20 protein-coding genes, 2 tRNA genes and 2 rRNA genes (1 of these 24 cut by a window edge) are annotated in these 25,769 nt (G+C 41.0%); 8 read left to right on the top strand and 16 right to left on the bottom strand.

Features of this window, described 5'->3' with window-relative positions; all coding sequences use genetic code 11:
- From ABI125_13650 to ABI125_13670, 5 genes are all read right to left on the bottom strand, one after another.
- Window positions 1–1,733: ribosomal RNA gene (locus ABI125_13650) — 23S ribosomal RNA — on the bottom strand (it extends 1,086 nt beyond the left edge of the window).
- Between the two features lie 204 nt (window positions 1,734–1,937).
- Window positions 1,938–2,011: transfer RNA gene (locus ABI125_13655), tRNA-Ala, on the bottom strand.
- Between the two features lie 128 nt (window positions 2,012–2,139).
- A tRNA-Ile gene (locus ABI125_13660) sits at window positions 2,140–2,213 on the bottom strand.
- A gap of 156 nt (window positions 2,214–2,369) precedes the next feature.
- A 16S ribosomal RNA gene (locus ABI125_13665) occupies window positions 2,370–3,894 on the bottom strand.
- The 16S and 23S rRNA genes sit together here with 2 tRNA genes alongside, the layout of an rRNA operon.
- 118 nt (window positions 3,895–4,012) lie before the next feature.
- Window positions 4,013–4,495, bottom strand: coding sequence for a hypothetical protein (locus ABI125_13670; protein XCF05754.1), 483 nt, complete (start codon window positions 4,493–4,495; stop codon window positions 4,013–4,015).
- A 300-nt stretch (window positions 4,496–4,795) separates the two neighbouring features.
- Between ABI125_13670 and thrS the strand changes: the two genes are divergently transcribed.
- The 4 genes from thrS to rplT all read left to right on the top strand — a co-directional run bounded on the left by thrS (window position 4,796) and on the right by rplT (window position 8,113).
- Window positions 4,796–6,730 (top strand): threonine--tRNA ligase, encoded by a 1,935-nt coding sequence (thrS, locus tag ABI125_13675; protein XCF05755.1) that lies wholly within the window; start codon window positions 4,796–4,798, stop codon window positions 6,728–6,730.
- A 93-nt stretch (window positions 6,731–6,823) separates the two neighbouring features.
- The gene (infC, locus tag ABI125_13680) at window positions 6,824–7,315 is read left to right on the top strand and encodes a translation initiation factor IF-3 (protein XCF07911.1); all 492 of its coding nucleotides are present in this window, start codon (window positions 6,824–6,826) and stop codon (window positions 7,313–7,315) included.
- A gap of 107 nt (window positions 7,316–7,422) precedes the next feature.
- Window positions 7,423–7,620 (top strand): 50S ribosomal protein L35, encoded by a 198-nt coding sequence (gene rpmI / locus ABI125_13685; GenBank protein XCF05756.1) that lies wholly within the window; start codon window positions 7,423–7,425, stop codon window positions 7,618–7,620.
- A 148-nt stretch (window positions 7,621–7,768) separates the two neighbouring features.
- On the top strand, window positions 7,769–8,113 hold the full coding sequence (gene rplT / locus ABI125_13690) for a 50S ribosomal protein L20 (protein ID XCF05757.1): 345 nt from the start codon (window positions 7,769–7,771) through the stop codon (window positions 8,111–8,113).
- 67 nt (window positions 8,114–8,180) lie between these two features.
- Here rplT and ABI125_13695 read toward each other — a convergent pair whose 3' ends face one another.
- The 7 genes from ABI125_13695 to tgt all read right to left on the bottom strand — a co-directional run bounded on the left by ABI125_13695 (window position 8,181) and on the right by tgt (window position 15,950).
- Complete coding sequence (locus ABI125_13695) at window positions 8,181–8,603, bottom strand: secondary thiamine-phosphate synthase enzyme YjbQ (GenBank protein XCF05758.1); 423 nt, start codon at window positions 8,601–8,603, stop codon at window positions 8,181–8,183.
- A gap of 27 nt (window positions 8,604–8,630) precedes the next feature.
- A complete protein-coding gene (locus ABI125_13700) occupies window positions 8,631–9,815 on the bottom strand; it encodes an asparagine synthetase B (protein ID XCF07912.1) in 1,185 nt (394 codons plus the stop codon).
- 193 nt (window positions 9,816–10,008) lie between these two features.
- The gene (dnaB, locus tag ABI125_13705) at window positions 10,009–11,550 is read right to left on the bottom strand and encodes a replicative DNA helicase (GenBank protein XCF05759.1); all 1,542 of its coding nucleotides are present in this window, start codon (window positions 11,548–11,550) and stop codon (window positions 10,009–10,011) included.
- Between the two features lie 169 nt (window positions 11,551–11,719).
- Window positions 11,720–12,673, bottom strand: a complete 954-nt coding sequence (locus ABI125_13710) for an acetyl-CoA carboxylase carboxyltransferase subunit alpha (GenBank protein ID XCF05760.1) — start codon at window positions 12,671–12,673, stop codon at window positions 11,720–11,722.
- Window positions 12,674–12,834: 161 nt separating this feature from the next.
- Complete coding sequence (locus tag ABI125_13715) at window positions 12,835–13,752, bottom strand: DMT family transporter (protein ID XCF05761.1); 918 nt, start codon at window positions 13,750–13,752, stop codon at window positions 12,835–12,837.
- Window positions 13,739–14,815 carry an LptF/LptG family permease gene (locus ABI125_13720; protein XCF05762.1) on the bottom strand — a complete coding sequence of 359 codons (1,077 nt, stop codon included), beginning with the start codon at window positions 14,813–14,815 and terminating at the stop codon, window positions 13,739–13,741. Before ABI125_13720 ends, ABI125_13715 begins: the two co-directional genes overlap by 14 nt.
- Window positions 14,816–14,819: 4 nt before the next feature.
- Window positions 14,820–15,950: a tRNA guanosine(34) transglycosylase Tgt gene (tgt, locus tag ABI125_13725; protein XCF05763.1), complete on the bottom strand. Its 1,131-nt coding sequence runs from the start codon at window positions 15,948–15,950 to the stop codon at window positions 14,820–14,822.
- Between the two features lie 227 nt (window positions 15,951–16,177).
- Between tgt and ABI125_13730 the strand changes: the two genes are divergently transcribed.
- Window positions 16,178–16,711, top strand: a complete 534-nt coding sequence (locus ABI125_13730) for an outer membrane beta-barrel protein (protein XCF07913.1) — start codon at window positions 16,178–16,180, stop codon at window positions 16,709–16,711.
- A gap of 80 nt (window positions 16,712–16,791) precedes the next feature.
- Here the strand turns inward: ABI125_13730 and ABI125_13735 are convergent, their stop codons facing one another.
- The 3 genes from ABI125_13735 to ABI125_13745 all read right to left on the bottom strand — a co-directional run bounded on the left by ABI125_13735 (window position 16,792) and on the right by ABI125_13745 (window position 20,225).
- Entirely contained in the window at window positions 16,792–17,895 is a 1,104-nt protein-coding gene (locus ABI125_13735) for an imelysin family protein (GenBank protein XCF05764.1), read from the bottom strand.
- 102 nt (window positions 17,896–17,997) lie between these two features.
- Window positions 17,998–19,203: a DUF4856 domain-containing protein gene (locus ABI125_13740; protein XCF05765.1), complete on the bottom strand. Its 1,206-nt coding sequence runs from the start codon at window positions 19,201–19,203 to the stop codon at window positions 17,998–18,000.
- 158 nt (window positions 19,204–19,361) lie between these two features.
- A complete protein-coding gene (locus ABI125_13745; protein ID XCF05766.1) occupies window positions 19,362–20,225 on the bottom strand; it encodes a hydroxymethylglutaryl-CoA lyase in 864 nt (287 codons plus the stop codon).
- A 130-nt stretch (window positions 20,226–20,355) separates the two neighbouring features.
- Between ABI125_13745 and ABI125_13750 the strand changes: the two genes are divergently transcribed.
- On the top strand, window positions 20,356–21,291 hold the full coding sequence (locus ABI125_13750) for a spondin domain-containing protein (protein ID XCF05767.1): 936 nt from the start codon (window positions 20,356–20,358) through the stop codon (window positions 21,289–21,291).
- Between the two features lie 142 nt (window positions 21,292–21,433).
- Window positions 21,434–23,338, top strand: a complete 1,905-nt coding sequence (locus ABI125_13755) for a T9SS type A sorting domain-containing protein (GenBank protein ID XCF05768.1) — start codon at window positions 21,434–21,436, stop codon at window positions 23,336–23,338.
- Between the two features lie 3 nt (window positions 23,339–23,341).
- On the opposite strand, the gene ABI125_13760 is transcribed toward ABI125_13755, so the two are convergent.
- Window positions 23,342–24,373, bottom strand: coding sequence for a quinone-dependent dihydroorotate dehydrogenase (locus ABI125_13760; protein ID XCF05769.1), 1,032 nt, complete (start codon window positions 24,371–24,373; stop codon window positions 23,342–23,344).
- A gap of 132 nt (window positions 24,374–24,505) precedes the next feature.
- Between ABI125_13760 and pepT the strand changes: the two genes are divergently transcribed.
- The gene (gene pepT, locus ABI125_13765; GenBank protein ID XCF05770.1) at window positions 24,506–25,747 is read left to right on the top strand and encodes a peptidase T; all 1,242 of its coding nucleotides are present in this window, start codon (window positions 24,506–24,508) and stop codon (window positions 25,745–25,747) included.
- Window positions 25,748–25,769: the final 22 nt, after the last annotated feature.

Here is a 25,769-nt window from a genome sequence, read left to right on the forward strand (position 1 = left end):
TGTTTTTGATAAACAGTCGCCTGGACCTTTTCACTGCGGCCCATCCGAAGATGGGCGACGCTTCTCCCGAAGTTACGCGTCTATTTTGCCTAGTTCCTTAGCCATGAATCTCTCGAGCTCCTTAGAATTCTCATCCCAACCACCTGTGTCGGTTTGGGGTACGGGTACTTCCCTCGCTTTTCTTGGAAGTCGCTTCTCCGGATTATCACCGCGGCCGGAGCCTTAGTGTACTATCGCGGCATTACTGCTCGCTTCAACGTGCTATTCCGTCAGCACGCACCGAATATACGCCTCCGTCACTTTTAATGGGAGCGGGTACGGGAATATTAACCCGTTGTCCATCGACTGCCCCTTTCGGGTTCGCCTTAGGTCCCGACTAACCCTCAGCTGATTAGCATAGCTGAGGAAACCTTGGTTTTTCGGAGTGCGGGTTTCTCGCCCGCATTATCGTTACTTATGCCTACATTTTCTTTTGTAGCTCCTCCAGCACGCCTCACAGCGCACCTTCAGCGGCACTACAATGCTCCCCTACCACTTTTACAAGTCCATAGCTTTTCGGTAGTATGCTTATGCCCGATTATTATCCATGCCGGACCGCTCGACTAGTGAGCTGTTACGCACTCTTTAAATGAATGGCTGCTTCCAAGCCAACATCCTAGCTGTCAAAGCAGTCCAACCGCGTTTTTTCAACTTAGCATACATTTGGGGACCTTAGCTGATGGTCTGGGTTCTTTCCCTCTCGGACATGGACCTTAGCACCCATGCCCTCACTGCACTGCAACATTTTATAGCATTCGGAGTTTGTCAGGAATTGGTAGGCGGTGAAGCCCCCGCATCCAATCAGTAGCTCTACCTCTATAAAACTAACAGTACGCTGCACCTAAATGCATTTCGGGGAGTACGAGCTATTTCCGAGTTTGATTGGCCTTTCACCCCTACCCACAGGTCATCCGAAGACTTTTCAACGTCAACCGGTTCGGGCCTCCACTGTGTGTTACCACAGCTTCACCCTGCCCATGGGTAGATCACACGGTTTCGCGTCTACCACTACTGACTGCACGCCCTGTTCAGACTCGCTTTCGCTACGGATCCGACACTTAATGCCTTAACCTTGCCAGCAACGGTAACTCGTAGGCTCATTATGCAAAAGGCACGCCGTCACCCCAATGGGGCTCCGACCGCTTGTAGGCGTATGGTTTCAGGTTCTATTTCACTCCCTTATTCAGGGTTCTTTTCACCTTTCCCTCACGGTACTGGTTCACTATCGGTCTCTCAGGAGTATTTAGCCTTATGGGATGGTCCCCACAGATTCACACAGGGTTTCACGTGCCCCGCGCTACTCAGGATACTGCTATCTCGTTGATTTTTGCCTGTACGGGACTATCACCCTCTACGGTCGCTCTTTCCAGAGCGTTCCAGTTCAGCACAACTCGAACATTGCAGTCCTACAACCCCGGCACTGCCGTAACAGCACCGGTTTGGGCTAATCCGCGTTCGCTCGCCACTACTAACGGAATCACTTTTGTTTTCTCTTCCTCCGGGTACTTAGATGTTTCAGTTCCCCGGGTTCGCCTCCTTGCGGATAACATGTCTTCAACATGCTGGGTTGCCCCATTCGGATATCTGCGGATCGAATCGTATGTGCCGATCCCCGCAGCTTTTCGCAGCTTATCACGTCCTTCATCGCCTCTGAGAGCCTAGGCATTCCCCATACGCCCTTGTTTAGCTTATTGTACTTTTTGCTTTTTTATGAGTTCAATCAATTGAGTCTCCTCAATCGATTTGCGGTCATTTACATCGCTCGTAGTGATGCAAACGACCAGAATTATTGCTAAAGTTAAATCTCTTTAACTTTTAATTTCATGTATCTTTTTTCAATATGTCAATGAACTGTATTCAATTCTAAATTCAAAATTTTGAATTCAAAATCAAAATTGTGGAGAATATCGGAGTCGAACCGATGACCTCCTGCGTGCAAGGCAGGCGCTCTAGCCAGCTGAGCTAATCCCCCATTTGAAATTCAGAATTGTGAATTCAGAATTACGAATTTAGAATCCTCTGCTCCTAGAATTTCCTTTCAGTATTTAATGAACTTTTTCTAAACTATAATTAAACGTTTGCCTAATCAAGCTTAGCTTGTAGTCTCAGGCAGACTCGAACTGCCGACCTCTACATTATCAGTGTAGCGCTCTAACCAGCTGAGCTATGAGACTGTTACTCTTCGGTTATCGGTCTCCCGTTATCGGTTATCGGTCGTTAATACGAATAACTAACAACTAGAAACTAACAACTAGTATATTTTAAATTGACAGCAGTGAGAACAAACATCTCTGTGCTTTGGAAACTTCCCCTAGGACGTCTTTCTCTAGAAAGGAGGTGTTCCAGCCGCACCTTCCGGTACGGCTACCTTGTTACGACTTAGCCCTAGTTACCGATTTTACCCTAGGCCGCTCCTTGCGGTGACGGACTTCAGGCACTCCCAGCTTCCATGGCTTGACGGGCGGTGTGTACAAGGCCCGGGAACGTATTCACCGCATCATGGCTGATATGCGATTACTAGCGATTCCAGCTTCACGGAGTCGAGTTGCAGACTCCGATCCGAACTGTGATAGGGTTTATAGATTCGCTCCTCCTCGCGAAGTGGCTGCTCTCTGTCCCTACCATTGTAGCACGTGTGTAGCCCAGGACGTAAGGGCCGTGATGATTTGACGTCATCCCCACCTTCCTCACGGTTTGCACCGGCAGTCTGGCTAGAGTTCCCGACATGACTCGCTGGCAACTAACCACAGGGGTTGCGCTCGTTATAGGACTTAACCTGACACCTCACGGCACGAGCTGACGACAACCATGCAGCACCTTGTAAGTGGTCCGAAGAAAAGTCTATCTCTAAACTATGCAACTTACATTTAAGCCCTGGTAAGGTTCCTCGCGTATCATCGAATTAAACCACATGCTCCACCGCTTGTGCGGGCCCCCGTCAATTCCTTTGAGTTTCATTCTTGCGAACGTACTCCCCAGGTGGGATACTTATCACTTTCGCTTAGCCACCCAGACCGAAGTCCGGACAGCTAGTATCCATCGTTTACGGCGTGGACTACCGGGGTATCTAATCCCGTTCGCTACCCACGCTTTCGTCCATCAGTGTCAATACATTGTTAGTGATCTGCCTTCGCAATCGGTATTCTATGTAATATCTATGCATTTCACCGCTACACTACATATTCTAACCACTTCACAATGATTCAAGACAACCAGTATCAAAGGCAATTCTACGGTTGAGCCGCAGACTTTCACCTCTGACTTAATCGTCCACCTACGGACCCTTTAAACCCAATGATTCCGGATAACGCTTGGATCCTCCGTATTACCGCGGCTGCTGGCACGGAGTTAGCCGATCCTTATTCTTACGGTACCGTCAGAACCCTACACGTAGGGCGGTTTCTTCCCGTATAAAAGCAGTTTACAACCCATAGGGCAGTCTTCCTGCACGCGGCATGGCTGGATCAGGCTTCCGCCCATTGTCCAATATTCCTCACTGCTGCCTCCCGTAGGAGTCTGGTCCGTGTCTCAGTACCAGTGTGGGGGATCCCCCTCTCAGGGCCCCTACCTATCGTCGCCATGGGGTGCCGTTACCACTCCATCTAGCTAATAGGACGCATGCTCATCTTTTGCCGTGACCTTTAATCGTAAATACCATGCGGCAATACGATACTATACTGTATTAATCCAAATTTCTCTGGGCTATCCAATAGCAAAAGGCAGATTGCATACGCGTTACGCACCCGTGCGCCGGTCGCCGGCGGAAAAGCAAGCTTTTCCCCGCTGCCCCTCGACTTGCATGTGTTAGGCCTGCCGCTAGCGTTCATCCTGAGCCAGGATCAAACTCTTCATCGTTAAATCTTTTGGCCTAGCGGCCTGTTTCTTAACGTTCCTAAGTTAGGATTTCCAGGTGCTCAAAAATGGTTTATTCTCTCTGCTGACCCGGACCGTTTCCAGTCCGAATCTTACGCTGTCAATTCAATATGTCTATGAACTTCTTTTCTCTTTCCTCAACTCGTTTCCTTGTTAAGCGGGTGCAAATATAAAACCCTTTTTTTAACTCCACAAAACTTTTTCGGTTTTTTTTCGGAAAATTTTCCCGGCCGTTGCGGCGATAAAAAACAACCTTTACGTGAACGTTTCCGCTTCCAACAGACCTGCTGTTTTTAGCGGCTGCAAACATACGATGTTTTTTGTTGCCGGCAAGCTTTTTTTTGTTTTTTTTTTCGATTTTTTTTCGAAGCTTGAAAAAGCGTGGCAAAACCGTTATTTTTATGAACTCCGCCTGTTGGCATGTGCCGTTTTTAGCGGCTGCAAATATACCACCCTTTTTCTTTTCCAAACAAACTTTTCGGCGATTTTTTTTAGGCTTTTTTTGGCTTCGGGCGCAACGCGCTGAACGTGCATGAGTTACGGCGGAAGTTTTTTGAACGGGCATCCCTTGGGGAATGCTCAAGACCAAAAAAAGGGACCCTTATATATATGTGCAGGGCGGGAAACGCCCCGAACGTTACCTTATATAAAGGTAGCCGGGAACCCTGAACGGCAACGGACACCAGCAAACGTGCCCGCGGCAGGGGTAGCAGCGGACAGTCCGCAGCGAGGAACAAACGAGGTCTTCAAGCCCTTCGGCTTCGCTCAGGATAAACTACAGCCCGGCCCGAAGGGAAACGCCCAAAAAGAAAATTATACACATATATATATTGTATGTGTTTGTTTATACTATTATCTTTGCAGCCGAATTTCAATTTAATTTATGATACATATTACTTTACCCGATGGGAGCGTAAAAACGTTTGACGAAGGCGTTACAGCAATGGATGTTGCAAAAAGCATTAGCGAAGGCTTGGCAAGGAATGTTATTTCGGCCAGTTTTAATGGCACAACCGTAGAAACCGTAACCCCGCTGACCATCGATGGTAATTTAGTATTATATACATGGAAGGACGACGAAGGCAAAACGGCCTTTTGGCACAGTAGTGCGCACGTTTTGGCTCAGGCTATTGAAGAACTTTACCCTGGTGCTAAACTTACTATTGGCCCGGCGATTGAAAACGGATTTTATTACGATGTGGATTTTGGCGAGCACAGCATTTCTGAAAAGGATTTTAAATCTATTGAAAACAAAATGTTGGAAATAGCCAGAGGCAAGCACGACTTTAAGATGCGTTCGGCCAGTAAAGCAGATGCTCTTGAACTGTACAATGACAATCCGTTTAAAACCGAATTGATTGAAAACTTGGAAGACGGCACGATTACTTTCTGTGACCATTCTACGTTTACCGACTTATGCCGCGGCGGGCATATCCCGAACACTGGCATCATTAAGGCGGTTAAAATTTTGAGTGTTGCAGGTGCTTACTGGCGCGGCGATGAAAACAAACCACAATTAACTCGTGTTTATGGCATTTCGTTCCCTAAACAAAAGGAACTTACCGAGTATTTAAACATGCTCGAGGAAGCGAAAAAACGCGACCACAGAAAACTAGGTAAAGAGTTGGAGCTTTTTACTTTCTCGCAAAAAGTTGGTCAAGGTCTTCCGTTGTGGCTCCCCAAAGGAGCTGCTTTGCGCGAGCGTTTGGAAAATTTCCTTAAAGCCGCCCAAAAGAAAGCGGGCTACGATATGGTGGTAACACCCCATATTGGACAAAAAGAACTTTATGTTACTTCCGGGCATTATGCCAAATATGGAGAAGATAGCTTTCAGCCTATCCACACCCCAAAGGAAGATGAAGAGTTTTTACTAAAACCAATGAACTGTCCGCACCACTGCGAAGTTTACAAACACTACCAATGGAGTTATAAAGATTTACCTGTTCGATATGCCGAATTCGGTACCGTTTATAGATATGAGCAAAGTGGTGAATTGCATGGTTTAACCCGTGTTCGTGGTTTCACTCAAGATGATGCCCATATTTTCTGTACGGCCGACCAGTTAGATGCTGAGTTTAAAAATGTAATAGACTTGGTACTTTATGTTTTCGGTTCGTTAGGGTTTGAAAACTTTACGGCGCAGGTATCCGTAAGGGATCCTAAAAACCCCGACAAATATATTGGTGATGTTTCCAATTGGGAAAAAGCCGAACAGGCCATTATCAATGCAGCCTCCGATAAAGGTTTAGATTATGTGATTGAAGAAGGCGAAGCCGCATTTTATGGGCCGAAGTTAGACTTTATGGTAAAGGATGCTCTAGGCAGACGTTGGCAACTGGGCACCATTCAGGTAGATTACAATTTACCGGAGCGTTTCGACTTAACCTATAAAGGTAGTGATAACGAATCGCACCGTCCTATTATGATTCACCGTGCGCCATTTGGAAGTATGGAACGTTTTGTAGCGCTGTTACTTGAGCACACAGGTGGAAATTTCCCGCTTTGGCTCATGCCGACCCAAGCTATTATCCTATCTATTAGTGAGAAATACGAAAAATACGCGCAAAAAGTTTTAAATTTGCTAGAAAATAACGAAATTCGCGCCCTTGTAGACCATAGAAATGAGACCATTGGGAAGAAAATTCGGGAAGCCGAAATGCAAAAACACCCGTATATGATTATCATTGGCGAGCAAGAAGAGCAAGAAAGTAAAATAACTGTGCGTCAGCACGGTGGAGCAGATTTAGGCATGATTTCTGTAGAAGCGTTTACGGAAATCATAAATAAAGAAATCAAAAAAACGTTGAAATCGTTTTAATAAATATAATTAAGTTTAATTTAAAACCATAACGCCATAGCAATTAGAAGAAGACAACAGCCCAGAAGGGTTAAACAAGAGGACAAGCATAAGATTAACTCTAAGATTACAGCACAAAAACTACGTTTAGTTGGAGATAACGTAGAGGTGGGCATTTATACCAAAGGTGATGCCATGAGAATAGCCAACGAGTTGGAATTGGATTTAGTTGAGATATCGCCTAACGCCGACCCTCCTGTTTGCAAAGTTATGGATTACAAAAAGTTTCTTTACGAGCAAAAGAAACGTGAAAAAGCTTTAAAGGCCAAAGCCAGTAAAGTAACCATTAAGGAAATTCGTTTTGGGCCTCAAACCGATGACCACGATTACGAATTTAAAAAGAAGCACGCCGAAAAGTTCTTAAAAGAAGGTGCCAAATTAAAAGCTTTTGTATTCTTTAAAGGACGTTCTATCGTGTTTAAAGAGCAAGGTCAAATTTTGTTGTTAAGACTGGCACAGGACCTTGAAGAATTTGGTAAGGTGGAACAAATGCCAAAACTGGAAGGTAAGCGAATGACGATGTTCATCGCCCCGCATAAAAAATAAATCGATATTTCTATTTTAAACGGAAAATAGAAATCAGTATAATACGATGCTGAAATAGCTTCAGCACAAAAGTAATTAAGCGAAATAATTAAAACTAGGAGAAGAAAATGCCTAAAATGAAGACAAAATCCAGCGCCAAAAAACGCTTTAAGCTAACTGGTACTGGTAAGATTAAAAGAAAGCACGCTTTTAAGAGCCACATCTTAACAAAGAAATCTAAAAAGCGTAAGCTTGCGTTAACCCATGATACTTTAGTACATAAGGCTGACGAAGACAATATTAAAACCATGTTACGTTTAAAGTAACATTAAGTTTTAATCGGTTAAAACAATTTATAAACCCTGGAGTTAGGCTCATTGATTAACGATTGTAGATTTTAGATTTTAGATTTGCAATTTTAGAGAAATAAAAAAGTGTCGATTATCGACCGCCTACTACAAAACAATTAACATTATGCCAAGATCAGTAAATTCTGTAGCAAAAAGAGCCAGAAGAAAAAAGGTTCTAAAACAAGCAAAAGGTTACTTCGGACGTCGTAAAAACGTTTGGACAGTAGCAAAAAATGCGGTTGACAAAGCGATGCAATACTCGTACAGAGACCGCAGAAACAAAAAGAGAACATTCCGCGCTTTATGGATTACGCGTATTAACGCCGGAGCCAGAGAACACGGTTTATCTTATTCTCAATTTATGGGGAAATTAAAAGCTAACGACATCGAACTAAACCGTAAGGTTCTAGCCGATTTAGCTATGAACAACCCAGAAGCTTTTAAAGCTGTAGTAGAGAAAGTAAAATAAGGCTTTTGCCTATTGTAAAACATATTATTCGCTTAATAAAAATCCGATTCTTTCGAATCGGATTTTTTTATGCGCCAAAAGCAGTAATGACTATTTTTCTGCTTCCCCCGTAATCGCGATGTTCGCACAAATAAATGCCCTGCCAAGCGCCCAAATTTAATTTGCCATTGGTAATGGGTATTTGTACCGAAGTTCCCAATAGTGAGGCCTTAATATGTGCAGGCATATCGTCCGGCCCTTCATAAGTATGTTTGTAATAAGGAGCATTCTCAGGAACCATTTTATTAAAATGGCTTTCAAAATCGAGCCTCACCGTGTAATCGGCATTTTCATTAATGGTTAAACTTGCCGATGTATGTTTAATAAAAACCTGCAGTTGACCCAATTTTATTTCTGTGATTTCTGGTATGGCTTGTAAAATTTCATCGGTAATTAAATGGAATCCTCTAGAAAACGGTTGGAGCTGTATTTCTTTTTGGTAAAATTTCATCAAGTAGTTTTTTGAATTGAAAACGATTCACGTTTTCTGCTTTTTCTTTTTGGCCGCGGGAAACAAAACATTATTTAAGATCAACCGATATCCTGGAGAAGTTGGGTGCAAATCGAGTTCGGTTTTAGCATCCCCTACTCTGTGTTGATAATCTTCTGGGTCGTGCCCACCATAGAACGTAAAAAAGCCTTTTCCTTTTATGCCATGAATGTATTTTGCCTCCCCATTACTCTTTGTTTCGCCCATAACCAATACATTCGATTTTATTTCATCGCGTGTAAAAGAAGTGGTTTGTCCCATAAAACCTTTCACCAAAGCCGTGTGATTTTGGCACAACATGGTAGGCACGGGATCCCATTTTGCCGAAAATTCCATTAACGAAAAATAATCGGTGGTTTTGGGAATCATTCGTTTTCTGGTCATATCGATGGATGAAAACTCATAAACATTCGGACTTCTTTCCAAAAGAAAATCTGTAAACGCAAAGGTTTTATTGTAGTCTATTTTATTTTGATAACCTGGGTCGCTGGCATCACCATCAAACATGGGTTCGCAAATATCGACACCTTCGGCTGAAAGAGCAATATCAAAACTATCGGTGGCACTGCACATGGCAAACATAAATCCGCCGCCCACCACATAATCACGTATTTTTAAAGCCACCGCCAACTTAGATTGCGATACTTTGTTGTAGCCTAATTTGTTGGCCAAGGCCTCAGCATCCTTTTTTTCTTGAATGTACCAAGAAGCCGCTCTGTACTGCGCATAAAATTTACCGTACTGCCCCGTAAAATCCTCGTGGTGCAAGTGCAACCAATCGAAGGCTAAAAGTCCGTCGTTTAAAACCTCTTCGTCGTAAACAGTTTCATAGGGGATTTCGGCATATTGCAATACCATGGTTACTGCGTCGTCCCATGGTAATTTACCGCTTGGGGTATAAACAGCAATTTTTGGAGCTTTTTCCAAAACAACCGCTTCCATATTTTGGCTGGGGCTACTAATTTCTTGAAGAATCGATTCGGCTTTATCATTGGAAATCACTTCAAAAGACACTCCCCTTATTTGGCATTCGCGTTGGATATCTTCAGTATCGGGCAGCAAAAACGAACCGCCTTTATAGTTCAAAAGCCATTTTACTTTTAATTGTTTATTGAGCGTCCAATAAGTGATACCGTAGGCTTTTAGGTGATTTTTTTGTCCTTCGGCATCCATGGGAATCAGGATGTAGGATGCATAGGTTTTAAAGCCTAAACAAATCAATAATAATGTAAAGAATATTTTTTTCAATTGAGGCAATGCTTTATGGGATTTCTTTATCATTTTCCTTAAAAAATGACTTCGTCCTAAAGTTTACCGAAATATAATGAAAATAGTTTTATCGGATAAATTACCGTTTAATTAACGCTTAAAACGGCACATCGTTATCGTCATCGTCGTTAAACGAACTACCAAACGCTTGGTCTGGGCTTGCGGTGAAATTTCCTGAATTGAAATTATCCTCACCTCCACCTTCATTCATTTTGGAATGGAATTCGAAAGGCGAATCAAAATCATCTAAATTATCAAACTTACCTAAATGCCCGATAAACTTTAATCGAATATTTTCCAAGCCACCGTTACGGTGCTTGGCAACGATAAATTCTCCTTGACCTTCGGTTGGCGAACGCTCTTCGTCATCCCACTCATCAATTTTATAATATTCAGGTCGGTAAATAAAACTCACAATATCGGCATCCTGCTCAATCGCTCCCGATTCACGTAAATCGGATAGTAACGGACGCTTACTTCCTCCACGGGTTTCAACGGCACGCGACAGCTGCGAGAGGGCAATTACCGGAACATTAAGTTCTTTGGCCAATGCTTTTAGGTTTCTGGAAATCATCGAAATTTCCTGCTCACGGTTTCCTGCATGGGCACTTCCGCCGGTCATCAACTGCAAATAATCAATCATGATTAATCTAATACCGTGTTGCGACGACAAACGACGGGCCTTTGCTCTTAAATCGAAAATGGAAAGTGACGGGGTATCGTCAATAAACAACGGTGCTTTTTCAAGATCCTTAACTTTTACGTTAAGCTGTTCCCATTCGTGTTTTTCCAATTTTCCGGTTCTCAGTTTTTCCGAAGACAATCCGGTTTCACTGGAAATTAAACGGGTAATAAGCTGTACCGATGCCATCTCCAAAGAGAAGAACGCCACGGGAATATTTTGATCTACCGCAATGTTTCTCGCCATCGACAGCGTTAACGCCGTTTTACCCATACCCGGTCGTGCAGCCACAATAATCAAATCGGAAGGTTGCCAGCCAGAGGTTAATTTGTCGAGTTTGGTGAATCCCGTTGGAATACCACTTAAACCTTCTTTATTCGAAATTTCCTCAATTTTCTTTTTGGCTTGGATCACCAATTCCTGAGCAGTTTCACTCGATTTTTTGATGTTGCCTTGCGTTACTTCATAAAGTCTCGATTCGGCCTTATCGAGCAAATCGAAAACATCTTTAGTTTCATCGTAAGAATCCTCGATGATTTCATTTGAAATTTTTATCAAACTGCGCTGAATGAACTTCTGCAAAATAATACGGGCATGAAACTCGATATGCGCCGAAGAAGATACTTTTTGGGTTAAGGAAATCAAGTAAAAATCACCGCCAACCAACTCCAATTTTCCATTTTTCTTCAACTGGGTAGAAACGGTTAATAAGTCGATAGGTTCGCTATTTTCAAACAATTGAAAAACAGCATCAAAGATGTGCTGATGGGCTTCTTTATAAAAGGCTTCAGGGCTTAAAATATCAATTACTTCATCGACACCTTTCTTATCAATCATCATAGCCCCCAACACAACCTCTTCTAAATCAATTGCTTGAGGTGGTATTTTTCCTTTTTCAAGGTTAATGATAGTGCTCTTATCTACTTTATAACCTTGTATTTGGTTTGGTTGTTTCATAGCCACGAAAGTAATTAAAAAGAACCTGTAATCAGGGCTTCTTAATGTAGTGATTGTTAACTGAAAGTTAACAAATTAACTGTTAATAACTTAATAATTTTGTGAATAAGCATAAAAAAAACCGAAGCCAAAGGCTTCAGATTTTTTATACGTTTTGAATACTATGGGCTTAGCCTTTAAAGACCCCCATATTCGCATATTTATCCATGCGTTGCTCAACCAAATCTTTTGGTGATAAGTTTTTCAATGCTTCGTAATTTTTCACGATGGCACTGCTTACCGACTTAAAGGTTTTTTCGCGGTCGCGGTGTGCTCCACCTAAAGGTTCTTTTATAATTTCGTCAACCAATTTCAGTTTTTTCATATCGGCGGCAGTCAATTTCAAAGCTTCAGCAGCTTGTTCTTTGTATTCCCAACTGCGCCAAAGAATGGATGAACACGATTCTGGAGAAATTACCGAATACCAAGTGTTTTCCAACATTAATACTCTATCACCTACACCAATGCCTAAAGCGCCTCCCGAAGCACCTTCGCCAATTACAATGGTAATTACGGGTACTTTCAATCGGGTCATTTCCAAAATATTTCTGGCAATGGCTTCACCTTGTCCGCGCTCTTCAGCTTCCAAACCAGGATAAGCACCGGGAGTATCCAAAAGAGTTACCACAGGAATGCCGAATTTTTCGGCCGACTTCATTAAACGAAGGGCTTTTCTATAGCCTTCCGGGTTAGCCATTCCAAAATTTCTGTACTGTCTGGTTTTGGTATTATAACCTTTTTGTTGGCCAATGAACATAAAACTTTGGTCGCCAATTTTTCCTAAACCACCAATCATAGCTTTATCATCTTTAAAGCTACGGTCGCCATGGAGTTCCAACCAAGAACTTCCACAAATGGCACGGATGTAATCCAAGGTATAAGGACGGTCTGGGTGTCGAGACAACTGAACGCGTTGCCAAGCCGTTAGGTTTTTATAAATATCTTTTTGCGTTTCGGCTAATTTCTTTTCTATTTTCTTGCATGTTTCGGTAACGTCAACATCGCTCTCTTCCCCAATAACCTTACACTTTTGCAGCTGGTCTTCGAGGTCTTTTATAGGTAGTTCAAACTCTAAATATTCCATAGGAATTTTTATTTTGGCTATAATAATTAGTTAGTGTACAAATATAAAAACTTTAATTCTGTTTACCCCCATATTCCGTTTAAGAATACTTTCTTTTTAATCGCAAGGCGATAGCCAAGCATTTAAATCCCCCTAGTCTTGCCTCGAAATACTTAAAACAGTCACCTTTGAATATCTCGTGTGCTTGCACCGAGGCCGTTAATTTTTCGGTTGGATTTCAAAAGGGCGTTAAGCAATACCACGGCAATGATTATAGAAGCTCCGTAATAAAACGCTGCACTCATTTTTTCTTTCTCCGGAAACAGCAAAACCGCCATCACAATTCCGTAAAGTGGCTCTAAATTATAAGTAAGTACCACTGTGTAAGGGCTAATTACTTTCATAACATGCACCGAAGCGATAAATGCATAGGCTGTACAGACTGAAGCTAAAATGAAAAGATACCAAAAATCGGAAGTGGTTATACTGAAAAAGGGTTTTGAAAACCCGCCCCCAAAACATAGTAAATAGATGGAAATAAAGGCCACACCACTTAAAAATTCATAGAATGAAATGACAGTGGCCGAATGCTTTTTTAAAAAACTACCATTGAGCACAGCAAACAGGGAGGATAAAAATGCTGAAACTATACCCAAAACGATGCCCAAAAGATATTCCATTTCACTCTGTGTTATGATGAACACCCCAAAAATTACCAGAATACCAAAAAGGATTTCGTACCAAATAATGTTTCGTCTGAATATAATCGGTTCAATGATTGAAGCAAAAAAAGCTCCCGTTGAAAACATGGCCAAGGTTATGGACACGTTGGAAATTTCAATGGCACCAAAAAAAGTTATCCAATGCAGGGCGATAATAATTCCGGCAATGGAAAGTTTTAACACCGACTTTAAATTTATCCCTAATCGAACTTTTGACAACTTAATGTAAACAAACATTAATAGCGTAGCGAAAACCATACGGTACCACACCAAATTTACTGCTGTTATGGTGATGAGTTCGCCCAATATAGCCGTAAAGCCAGCTATAAAAACCAAAAAGTGAAGGTGCAGGTAATTCTTAAACTTATCGCTTAGCATTGTACAACAGGTAAACTGCTAAAATACCAAAAAGCACATTGGGAAACCACACGGCTACCAAAGGCGGGAAATCGGATTGCTCGGCCATAACGCCAAAAATCTTATCGAAAAACACAAAAACCATGGCAATACAAATACCCACCGCCAAGTTTACACCCATACCGCCACGACGTTTTATGGAAGATACCGCCACGGCAATAATGGTTAATATAAATACCGAAACCGGTAAACTCCATTTTCGGTAAAGCACTAATTTAAAACGCCCCACGTTTGATGAGCCTCGGGCTTCTTCCTTGGCGATAAACTGTTTCAGTTCTCCGTACATTTTGGTTTCGGCGGCATAAATTACCGGGATTAAATCGTCCACATCAAATTCAAAAAGAGTGTCTTTCCGCCTTATAATTTCAAGTTCATCTTCGTTTTGCCCCACATCCCTTTTCACGTAATTAGTCAATTTATATAGGGTATCTTCTTCAATATATTTGATGCTACTGGCCGAAATTTTGTATTTCATTTGGTTGCCCTCAAAATGTTCTAAAGTGAAGTTACTCCCCGTTTTATTTTTGATATCAAATCGACTCACATAAATGATTTCGTTTTCGTTGATTTGCCGGAACACATCGGTATTATCTACCGCGCTTCTGCCCTTTTTCAAATACTTATAACTGAAATCGTTGAAACCCTCACTGGCTTTTGGCGCCAAAAACATTCCCAAAACAATGGAGAACAGTGCCACAACCGTTGCTCCCATCAGGTAAGGTCTTAAAAAACGGGTAAAGGACACCCCCGAACTTAAAAACGCAATCACCTCGGTATTGTTGGCCAATTTCGAGGTGAACCAAATCACCGAAATGAACAAAAACAACGGAAATAACAGGAAGGTAAAATAGATGGTAAAATCCAGAAAGTAAAGCAGTACCTCACTTAAGGGCACTTCGTTTTCCAAAATTTTACCAATTTTTTCCGCCAAATGCACTGTTATCATTATGGGTATAAATAATAACAGCAACATGGTAAATGTTACCAAATAACGCTTTAATATGTACCAGTCGAGTATTTTCATTTAACTACAAACGCTTGTCCATTTGCTTCACCATTTGGTCTTTCCAAGTTTTAAAATCTCCCGCTAATATATGCTTTCTGGCCTCACGAACCAACCACAGATAAAACCCTAAATTATGGATGGTAGCGATTTGTGCCCCAAGCCTTTCATTAACGGTGAACAAATGACGCAAATAGGCTTTTGAATAATCAGTATCTACCCAAGTGATGCCCATATCGTCGATTGGCGAAAAATCATCCGCCCATTTTAAATTTTTAATATTTATGGTACCGTGTGCGGTAAACAACATGCCGTTTCGGGCATTTCGTGTTGGCATCACACAATCGAACATGTCTACTCCTAACGCAATATTTTCCAAAATATTGATTGGCGTACCCACACCCATTAAATATCTGGGCTTCTCTTCTGGGAGAATGGAGCAAACCACGTCGGTCATTTCATACATTTCTTCGGCCGGTTCGCCTACCGAAAGTCCGCCAATGGCATTTCCTACAGCTCCTGCATTCGCAATATATTCTGCCGATTGCATGCGCAAATCTTTATACGTGCTGCCTTGCACAATGGGAAAAAAAGCTTGATTGTAATCGTATTTTAAAGGCGTTTTTTCCAAATGGTTAATGCATCTATCGAGCCAACGGTGCGTCATGTGCATGGAACGCTTGGCATAATTGTAATCGCATGGGTAGGGTGTACACTCATCAAAAGCCATGATGATATCGGCCCCAATGGCGCGTTGTATTTCCATTACGTTTTCGGGCGTAAACGTGTGGTAACTCCCATCGATGTGCGATTTAAACTTTACGCCTTCCTCTTTTATTTTTCGGTTGCCCGAAAGCGAATACACTTGGTAACCGCCCGAATCGGTTAAAATATTACGGTCCCAATTCATAAATTTATGCAGTCCGCCCGCCTTTTCAAGAATAGAGGTTTGCGGACGTAAATACAAATGATAGGTATTTCCTAAAATAATATCAGGGTTGATATCGTTTTTCAGCTCACGTTGATGCACCCCTTTTACCGAGGCAACCGTGCCCACCGGCATAAAAATAGGGGTTTCAATCACGCCGTGATCAGTGGTTATTTTTCCTGCCCTGGCTTTACTCTGGGCATCTTTTCCATTTAATTCGAATTTCATACCATTTGCTACTTCAGTGCGCAAAGATAACAACTGAAAAATGATAACTATTGTATTGAAAAGAAAATAATATCCGTTTGGCAACGTTTTTGCTTATATAATCCAAATCTAAAAAAACGAACAACATGAAACATTTTAGAAAATTAAGAAGTCCGTTAAAGCTTAGTACCAAAAATGGAAAAAGTGTATTTTTTGCATTGGCTCTCGCTTTTATTATTCCTACCGCTATGAGCGCCCAGACCGCACAAGGTTTTGGTTTTAAAGGTGGTTTAAACTACAATGCCAATGGTGATTATTTTGAGTCAGTTAGTGATACTTGGAAAAGCCCCGACCGAAATGTGGGTTACCACGTTGGTATTTTTGGGAAAATTGGTGATAAACTGTACTTAAGACCTGAGTTGGTTTACACCAGCACAAAAAGTGATTATGACAATGATTCTTTCGAAATGCAAAAACTGGATGCTCCAGTTTTGGTTGGCGCCAATATTTTAGGTCCATTGAGCGTTTTTGCTGGTCCGTCATTCCTGTATATTTTAGATTCTGAATTTGAAGGCGTTACTATTGGCGATGTTAAAAACGATTTTACAGTCGGATTAAATTTTGGTGTAGGACTCAACTTTAATAAATTGGGAATTGATTTAAGATACGAACGAGGCTTTAGCGATAAAGAAGCCAACTTTATTTACAGCGAAGTTGGTGATAACGACAGACTCGATACCCGTCCAGACCAATTGATTTTGAGTTTATCGTTGATGCTTTAAAAAAGTAACTCACAATTTGAATATAAAACAAAAAGGTTGTCCTGTTGGACAACCTTTTTGTTTTATCGTTTTTATCTGTTTTAATCGCCATCGGCATCAACATAATCCACACTAATATTAAATGCTTGAAGCATATCCACCTTAAAGGCGACCACCACAAGTTGTAATGCGTCGTAAGCCTCTGTCATTTTGGTGTTATCACTATTCACTTGGGAATAGAAATCTTCATTTAAAGCTTGTACTTTTTGTCGGGCATTATCAATTCTTGTATTTATTAATGAGGACAAATCGCTTCGCTCTAAATAGTTTAAATAGCTTTTAAAACTTTCTCCAGTTACGCTGCCAGAATATGATGTTCCGTTGAATACATCCTGCACCGCCTGCAAAGCTTCCAAAGCCAATTCTTTTGAAAAGCTTTTGCTATAAACGGCTTCAACTTTTTCAGGAAGCGGATCGGTTGAAAACACCCCTGCCGGAATACCAATTTTGTTGGCACGCAAACCTTTTTCGTAATAATACACAAAATCGTTTGAGAATTTATTCAAAGTACTGGTTGCAGTATTTCCCGCTTCACTCACAAAAGTAGACTTATAACTGCCCGTCCAATCGGTTAAAACAGTTTCAGTTAGCGACTGCATTTGGTCAATCACATCCGAAAGGTAGTTTTGGTAATTGGCTTCGGCATATTTGGCTAAAATCGCTGCATCATCTGCCGCTACACCGTACAATAAATAATCAACCGCTGGAAAACCAACTGCATCGTTGTTATTAGGATGGCCTAAATCATAGGAACCAGACGAAATATTGGCCTCGACATCGGTAGTTGAAACGGGGTAAATGTTCATTTGGAAACCGTATAAGATTTCTTCGGCTTTCCCAATATTGAACATTTCCACATATTGCCAAACCTTGTAGGCTTCCAACCACGACGCCCTCAAAACATCTAAATTCGTTTGGTTGGGAGTGGCAATAAAATTGTCTTTATCTGATTTTAATGTAGTAAGTTTTGCACTTAAATCCTGAAAAGCCGGCACAATGATGTTATCGGCCAAATGGCTGAGCAATGCTCCCCTATCAAAATTATCGGTTTTTCCACCTGAACCATCATCAGATGACGATGAGCTACAAGCTACAATAAACACTACTGCAATAATGGCTGTAAAAATCTTTTTTAATGTACACATATCCTTTTCAAAATAAATAGTTGCAAAACTAGTAAAAAGTAGCCGTTGTACATTTGGGCTCAACAACTACCTTTTCAACTCTTATAAAAACCGAACTAATTGTTAGTTGGCCGGCGCCGCTTGGGCTACTGTGAAATTAAATTTTGCCGCTATTGTTGCGGACATATCGTCAAGTGTTTCGTCTGTAATATCCCAGAAACCGTCATTTTCCATTAAAGTTTCCAACATGGCATCCACTTCTACTTTTGTAAAATATGGGCCATCGGTATTTGGAACTCTTGTAAACTGTAAACTATAAATAAAACCGTATGCTTCAGACAATGAATGGAATGCACTAGCTTTATCGGTATCTAAACTGCCTTTTGCAGCCTGCAAATAGTAAACCGCTCTTACCGCTGGAATTAATGAAATATTTTCCTTGATAATTTCAGCTTGCTCATCACGAACCTCATAGTTTTTAGCAACGATAGCGGCTCTTCCTAGCTTAAACGCATTGTAAATATTGTCTGCTATTCCAGAAAAATCCTCATCGCTATCAACACTTAAGGTATATTTATTCAGGAATGAATCGGCGCTCAAGGTAGGAGCACTAGCATCGGCTTCTGCACCATACAAATACCCAAAAGCTTCGTCCCATTTGTGCTCCATTGTGGTGTAATCCTTACCATCTTCCAATTCTTCATTATCGTTGTTAGCAACATTACTTCCGGCATCTAAAACCGCTGGGCTAAGGTAATTGTTAAGTATTTGGTCTATCATTAAGGCTCCAATCAATCCTTTGGCAAAGGCTTGATTGTACTCCAACCCTTTAGCATTTACATAACGAATGGTTCCGCTAGTTTGCTGGATGAATCCGGCATTTCCTTCGGTTGCCTGATCATCCCACTTCACAAAAACCTCGGCTACTTGCGACTCAATGTACCCATCAAAATCTGCTTTTATGGCGTTGGCATCGGTTGTATTTGCTGAAAAATAATCAGTTGAAGCTGCTGTTTTGCTTCTTATGCTTTTATCTGAAGCATTTAAATCGGCATCACTAAAATCGTTTTCGCTTTCAACGTGGGCGAACATAGCCATTAATTCTTGCTCACTTTTACCGGCATCCTTTTTAAATCCAGCAACAAGTTCTTCTGCCATGGCAATTCTTGTAGTTTGTCCACCATAGCTTACCGTACTGCTGCCGTTTCTAGTGAACTCATAAGTAGCAGGTGCCACAACATTATTTGGATTGCTTCCACCATCATCGTCGTTTGAACACGATTGAAACAATGCAGATATTACAAATAGACTTAGTGCTAATTTTTTCATGTTTGTTTGATTTGTTTTTATTTAGACTTTTTACAAATAGTTTGTTTTCGACCGCAAAAATAAAATCTATTTGCTCTTACACAAAATTTATTTAGATTAACTTTAAATAAATACTGAAAAAGTAGCCTGTCGTCGTCTTTTTGACACTAAAAAAAATCTTAATGATAGGTTTTGAAAATTTTAGAAGCCTCGTTATGGGCGCTTTCAAAACTCATGGCATTTAAATGGTTTAAATGTTTTGAAGTAAAATAGGAAAGTAATTTTTCAGTGGGCATATTCCCTGTAAGTTCGTCCTTGGCCATAGGACAACCTCCAAACCCTTGGATTGCCCCATCAAAACGACGGCACCCCGACTGGTACGCCGCATCAACTTTTTCAAACCATGTTGAAGGGGTGGTATGCAAGTGCGCCCCAAATTCGATATTGGGATACATGGGAATTAAGTTTGAAAACAAATAGTCGATGGTTTCTGGAGTGGAGCTCCCAACAGTGTCGCTCAACGACAGAATGGTAACGCCCATAGCGGCCAGTTTTTCGGTCCATTCGGCAACAATTTCCACATTCCAAGGGTCGCCATACGGATTTCCAAAGCCCATTGAAATGTAAACCACTACCTCTTTATTCGATTTGTTGGCCATTTCAAGAATTTCTGAAAGCGTTACCACCGATTGCGCAATGGTTTTATGGGTGTTACGCATTTGAAAGTTTTCGGAAATGGAAAACGGATAACCCAAATAATCAATTTCAGGGTGTAGGCAAGCATCATTAGCTCCACGAGTATTGGCTATAATGGCGAGCAATTTGCTGGTGGTTATAGATAAATCCAACTGTGATAATACTTCGGCGGTATCTACCATTTGCGGAATGGCCTTGGGCGATACGAAACTTCCAAAATCGATGGTATCGAATCCCACACGCAACAACGACTGGATGTACTGTACCTTTTTTTCCGTCGGAATAAAGTCTCTAATACCCTGCATGGCATCGCGCGGACATTCGATTATTTTTACGGGTTTCGACATATACTGCTGAAAATATCGTGATAAAAATACTATTAATTTGGCAAAGCATAAACCGTAATGAAAACAAGTTTAAAAAATCGTTTTGTAAGACCATTAACTACCAACCGACTACTAAAAAAAGTTTCTTGCCATGAAAAAAACTACCTTCCTACTCTATTTATCCGCTCTTTTAACCGTTAACTTTTCAATAGCCCAAAGCACAGCCATTTACGATGTGGTTTTTGAAAGCGTTTGGGAATCGGTTGAAAATAACCCCGAACAAGGCATCAGTATTATCGATTTACCGAGTAACGCCCATTGGTCGCCATTGGTTTTGGTTACCCATAAAACTGTAAACAGCTTTTGGATGTTGGGAGTACAGGCTTCTGCCGGGATGGAATTGATAGCTGAAGAAGGCGACACCTCTATTTTTGAAAATGAAGTAAACGCCAATGCCGATGCCAACCAAGTTATTGTTGGCAGCGGATTAAATTCTGGAAAAGGCACCATCGCCATTAATAATATTGAAGTCAGTGAAGATTTTCCATTGATGACTCTAGCCTCGATGATTGCACCAACCCCTGACTGGTTTATTGGCGTTAATGGTGAAAATTTAAGATCGGGTAATCCCAATGTTAATGACGGATGGAAAGGCACTTACTCTCTGGATTTATACCCGTATGATGCGGGTACCGAAAACGGTGATATGTATTCCGTGAGCAACACCGAAACCAATCCCATCGGTGTCATTTCGTCTTTATCGAACATTTCACCTTTTAATGAGAAAAAAATTGGTACTGTCACCTTTATTTACAATTCTTCAACGCTGGGCATAGATACCGATACCGTCCAGAAAAAGCCGAAAATATACCCCAATCCTTCACAAGGTCATGTTGCCATTGCCAATGTAAAATTGTACTCTGTTGAAGTGTACAGCGTTACTGGCAAATTGGTCGATTACTTAAAAACAAATTCAAGTAATTCGCCAATCAACCTCAACCTTTCCCATTTAAAAAGAGGTGTTTATTTCCTGAATTTAAATGAATTAAATGGAGAAAACCATACACACAAACTTATTATAGACTAAGCCTCAACGGTTTAAAATAATTGAATTTTACGTTTTTAACATCAACAAATTGTTAAGTAATCGACAATATTGGCGTTACAACGTTAATATTATTCTGTAGGTTTATTTCCATATACATTTGGTGGAGAAATATTTTCCCCAAATGAATATTCTAACCTACAAAAACTTCCTTTTACTGTTGGCGGTAATTTTATCGACCGTACAGTTTGTTTTTTCCCAACATTTTGAAGGCTGCGGAACTTCGGTTTCCGAAGAAGAAATTTCATTTTATAAAAGCATTAAGCCACAACTGGAAAAGGTTGAAAACAGTTTTTTAAATGCAAAAGCTGCACGTGGCAAATCGGCCAAACAAAGCATAAATAGTATTCCCGTTAAAGCACACATTATTCGAAATTCTGATGGTACGGGTGGGCTATGTGAAGATGATATTAACAAAGCCATAGCCGAACTCAACAGTATATTTTACGAAGCCCGTTTGGAATTTTTCGTTTGCGACGGCATCAACTATATCAATGAAGATGCGCTTTGCCACTTTAAAAAAGGCGATGAAATTTCATTAACAGAAACACATTATGTTCCTGGACTAATCAATATTTTTTTCACCGATTATATTGAAAACAACTCCGACGAAAGCATTTGTGGCTACACCGAAAACGCTGGTAAAACCGATTTAATCGTTATGAAAAACGATTGTGCCAAAAACAGTTCATCTTTGGCGCACGAAATGGGGCATTATTTTTCGTTATTCCACACCCAAGGCAATACCCCCAATGGCACCGACGAATTGGTTGACGGCAGTAATTGCGACACCACTGGTGATGGGATTTGCGACACCCCGGCCGATCCTGGATTAACCCCAAAAGTTATGGGCTACGGCTGCAATTACATTGGCACTGCTCAAGATGCCAATGGTGATTTTTACCAGCCCGACACTCAAAATATTATGTCGTATGCCAGTAAAATTTGTCGTACCCATTTTTCACAACAGCAATTGGCTCGCATGTATGCCTTTTATATCACAGTTAAAAATTATTTATCCTGCCCGTCATTTAATGCAGATATTACAGTAAATGCTACCGAAACCTGTGAAGATTCACTAACCGTAAATTTTGAAAGCACTACAAACGAAGCTACAAATTGGCAATGGGACATCAACAGCGATGGCATTGTAGATTATACCTCGAAAAACCCCACACATACCTTTCAAACTGGTATTTATGATGTTACCTTAACGGTAGAATGCAAGGATAAAATAGCCACCAGGGTGTACCATAACCTAATAAGAATAGGGACACAAAACGAATTTTTAGACGAAGATTTTGAAGATTTCGATATGTTGGGCAAGCACGGTTGGAGCACAAACGATACTGCCGGTAACGGCTACAATTGGTTTTTGGGCAAAGGCATAACGCCTTCGGAGGGCACAGGTCCGAATATTAAAAACGACTCCTTTCTATTTGTTGAAGCCAGTAATGGCGAACCGGGCGACGTGGCAGAATTGATTTCCCCTTGTTTTAATGTAGATTATGAAAATAGCGGTTTAGAGTTTTCGTACCACATGTTTGGAAAACACATGGGCGAACTGCACGTAGATATTAAAACTGCCGAAGGCTATATTAATGATGTTATACCGCCGCTAGTGGGCAACCAGCAAAATAATGAAACTGACGATTTCAAAACAAAAACCATCGACTTATCGGCTTATGCTTACCAAACCATAAACATACGTTTTCGTGCTGTTCGTGGAGCAAGTTGGGAAGGCGATTTGGCCATCGACAACATTATATTCCAAACTATTTACACAGCCATTACCGACGAAGTTTATAAAGTTTACCCCAATCCAGTTACCGATAACTTACTTTACATCAAGAACAACAACCCGAGTGAAGTAGCCACTTATACTATTACTAACTTAATGGGACAACCATTTTTATCTGGCACGGTAAATAATAATTATCCCGTTGACGTAAGTCGATTATCATCTGGTCATTACATTCTAAGCATCTCCAACGGAAAGTCGACAACCGTAAAACGGTTTATAAAATAGAATTTACTTTTTAAGAATAGCCTTATTGATTTGTTTCACCAAACTTGGGCCTTCATAAATAAAGCCCGTATAAATTTGGACCAAATCGGCGCCGGCCTCTATTTTTTCAAGAGCATCTTCTGCTGAATGGATACCACCAACCCCAATAATCGGGAAAGCCTTGTTGCTCTTTTCTGAAAGATATTTTATAACCTGAGTACTTCTTGCTTTAATGGGTTGCCCGCTCAATCCGCCATTACCAATGGCTTCCAATAGTTCTTTTGAAGCTTTCAATCCAGTTCTATCGGTTGATGTATTGCTGGCAATCACCCCATCCAATTGCGTATCGATAACCAACTCTACAATCTCGTCCAATTGATTATGGTTTAAATCCGGGGCAATCTTCAATAAAATAGGCTTTTGCTTTTCGAACGTGTTATTGGCTTTTTGTACCGCACCAATCAATTCCTCCAAATAATCTTTGTCATTTAATTTCGCATGACTGCCCACATTGGGGCAACTTACATTCAGTACAAAATAATCTACGTAAGGGTGCAGCGCATTGAAACATTCCAAATAATCTTTGGTGTAATCTTCGGGTTTGGTTTGCGTGTTTTTACCAATATTTCCTCCAATAATTAAATTCCCTTTTCGTTTTTTCAATTGGGCAATGGCCGCTTCCACTCCTTCATTGTTAAACCCCATACGGTTGATGATGCCTTGGTCGTCCTTCAGCCTAAACAATCTTTTCTTCTCGTTTCCGGGCTGAGCTTTTGGGGTTACCGTTCCTATTTCAATAAATCCGAAACCGAAATTTTCTAACTCGTTGTACAAAAAAGCATTTTTATCGAATCCGGCGGCCAACCCAACGGGATTTTTAAAATTCAGCCCGAAAAGTTCGCGTTCCAACTTTGGGTCTTCAACCACATAAAGACTTCTAAAAACGGACTTAAATCCGGGGATTTTTGAAGTGAATTTTACGAGTGAAAATGTAAAATGGTGGATGCTTTCTGGGTCGAACGAAAAAAACAGTGGGCGAAGAATACTTTTGTACATCGGTAATATTTGTGCAAAAGTACGCCTTATTAAAAAATCAGGCAATTCGAAAGGACAAAAAATTAATAATCGTATTTTAGACCTCATTTTAACAAGTATTAAAATACCCCAAAACCTAAAGATTTTATAGAAATGATTTCTAAAGAACATATTATAAAACGCTTTATAAGCTACGTTATAATCGATACAGAATCCGACCCAAACTCAAACAGCACGCCCAGCACAAAAAAGCAATGGGATTTGGCCATTAAACTCACCGAAGAGCTTAAAGCCATCGGGATGAGCGATGTTTCTATTGACGAAAATGCATACATTATGGCCACCTTGCCTAGTAATGTAGAACACGACGTGCCCACTATAGGGTTTATTTCGCATTTTGATACTTCGCCCGATTTTACGGGAGCCAACGTGAAGCCACAGATTATTGAAAAATACGATGGAAAGGACATTGTTTTAAACCGAGAAGGAAATATCGTGTTATCGCCGGATTATTTTGAAGATTTACTGCTATACAAAGGGCAAACCTTAATCACCACCGATGGGAACACCCTACTTGGTGCCGATGATAAAGCCGGGATTTGCGAGATTGTCTCTGCTATGGAATATTTAATCGATCACCCTGAAATAAAGCACGGAAAAATTCGGGTGGGCTTTACACCCGATGAGGAAATTGGCCGTGGCGCGCATAAATTCGATGTTAAAAAATTCGGAGCCGATTGGGCCTACACCATGGACGGCAGCCAAATTGGCGAACTGGAATACGAAAATTTTAACGCCGCCAGTGCCGTAGTAAAAATTAAAGGAAAAATTGTTCATCCTGGTTATGCCAAAGGAAAAATGGTAAACTCTATGTACATCGCTACCGAATTTATCAATTCGCTACCACGAATGGAAACCCCCGAACACACTGATGGCTACCAAGGCTTTTTCCATTTGCACGACATGGAAGGTGATGTGGAAGAAACCACTTTACAGTATATTATCCGCGACCATGATAAAGAGCATTTTGAGGCCAGAAAGGAAGTGATGCTAAACCTTACGGACGAGTTGAACTCACAATACGAACGCGAAGTGATCACCACCGAAATTAAAGACCAATATTTTAATATGCGTGAAAAAATAGAACCTGTAATGCATATTGTTGATATTGCTGAAGCCGCAATGAAAGCTGTTGATGTGGACCCCATAATCAAAGCGATTCGTGGTGGTACTGATGGTTCACAACTCAGTTATATGGGACTGCCCTGCCCCAATATTTTTGCTGGCGGACATAATTTCCATGGGCGTTACGAATACGTTCCCGTAGAAAGCATGATCAAAGCCTCTGAGGTGATTTGTAAAATTGCGGAGTTGACGGCAAAGAAAAAAATCTAAAATTTACAGCAAGAAAAAGGAA

Source organism: Tamlana crocina, assembly GCA_040429635.1.
Lineage (GTDB): Bacteria > Bacteroidota > Bacteroidia > Flavobacteriales > Flavobacteriaceae > Flavisericum > Flavisericum crocinum.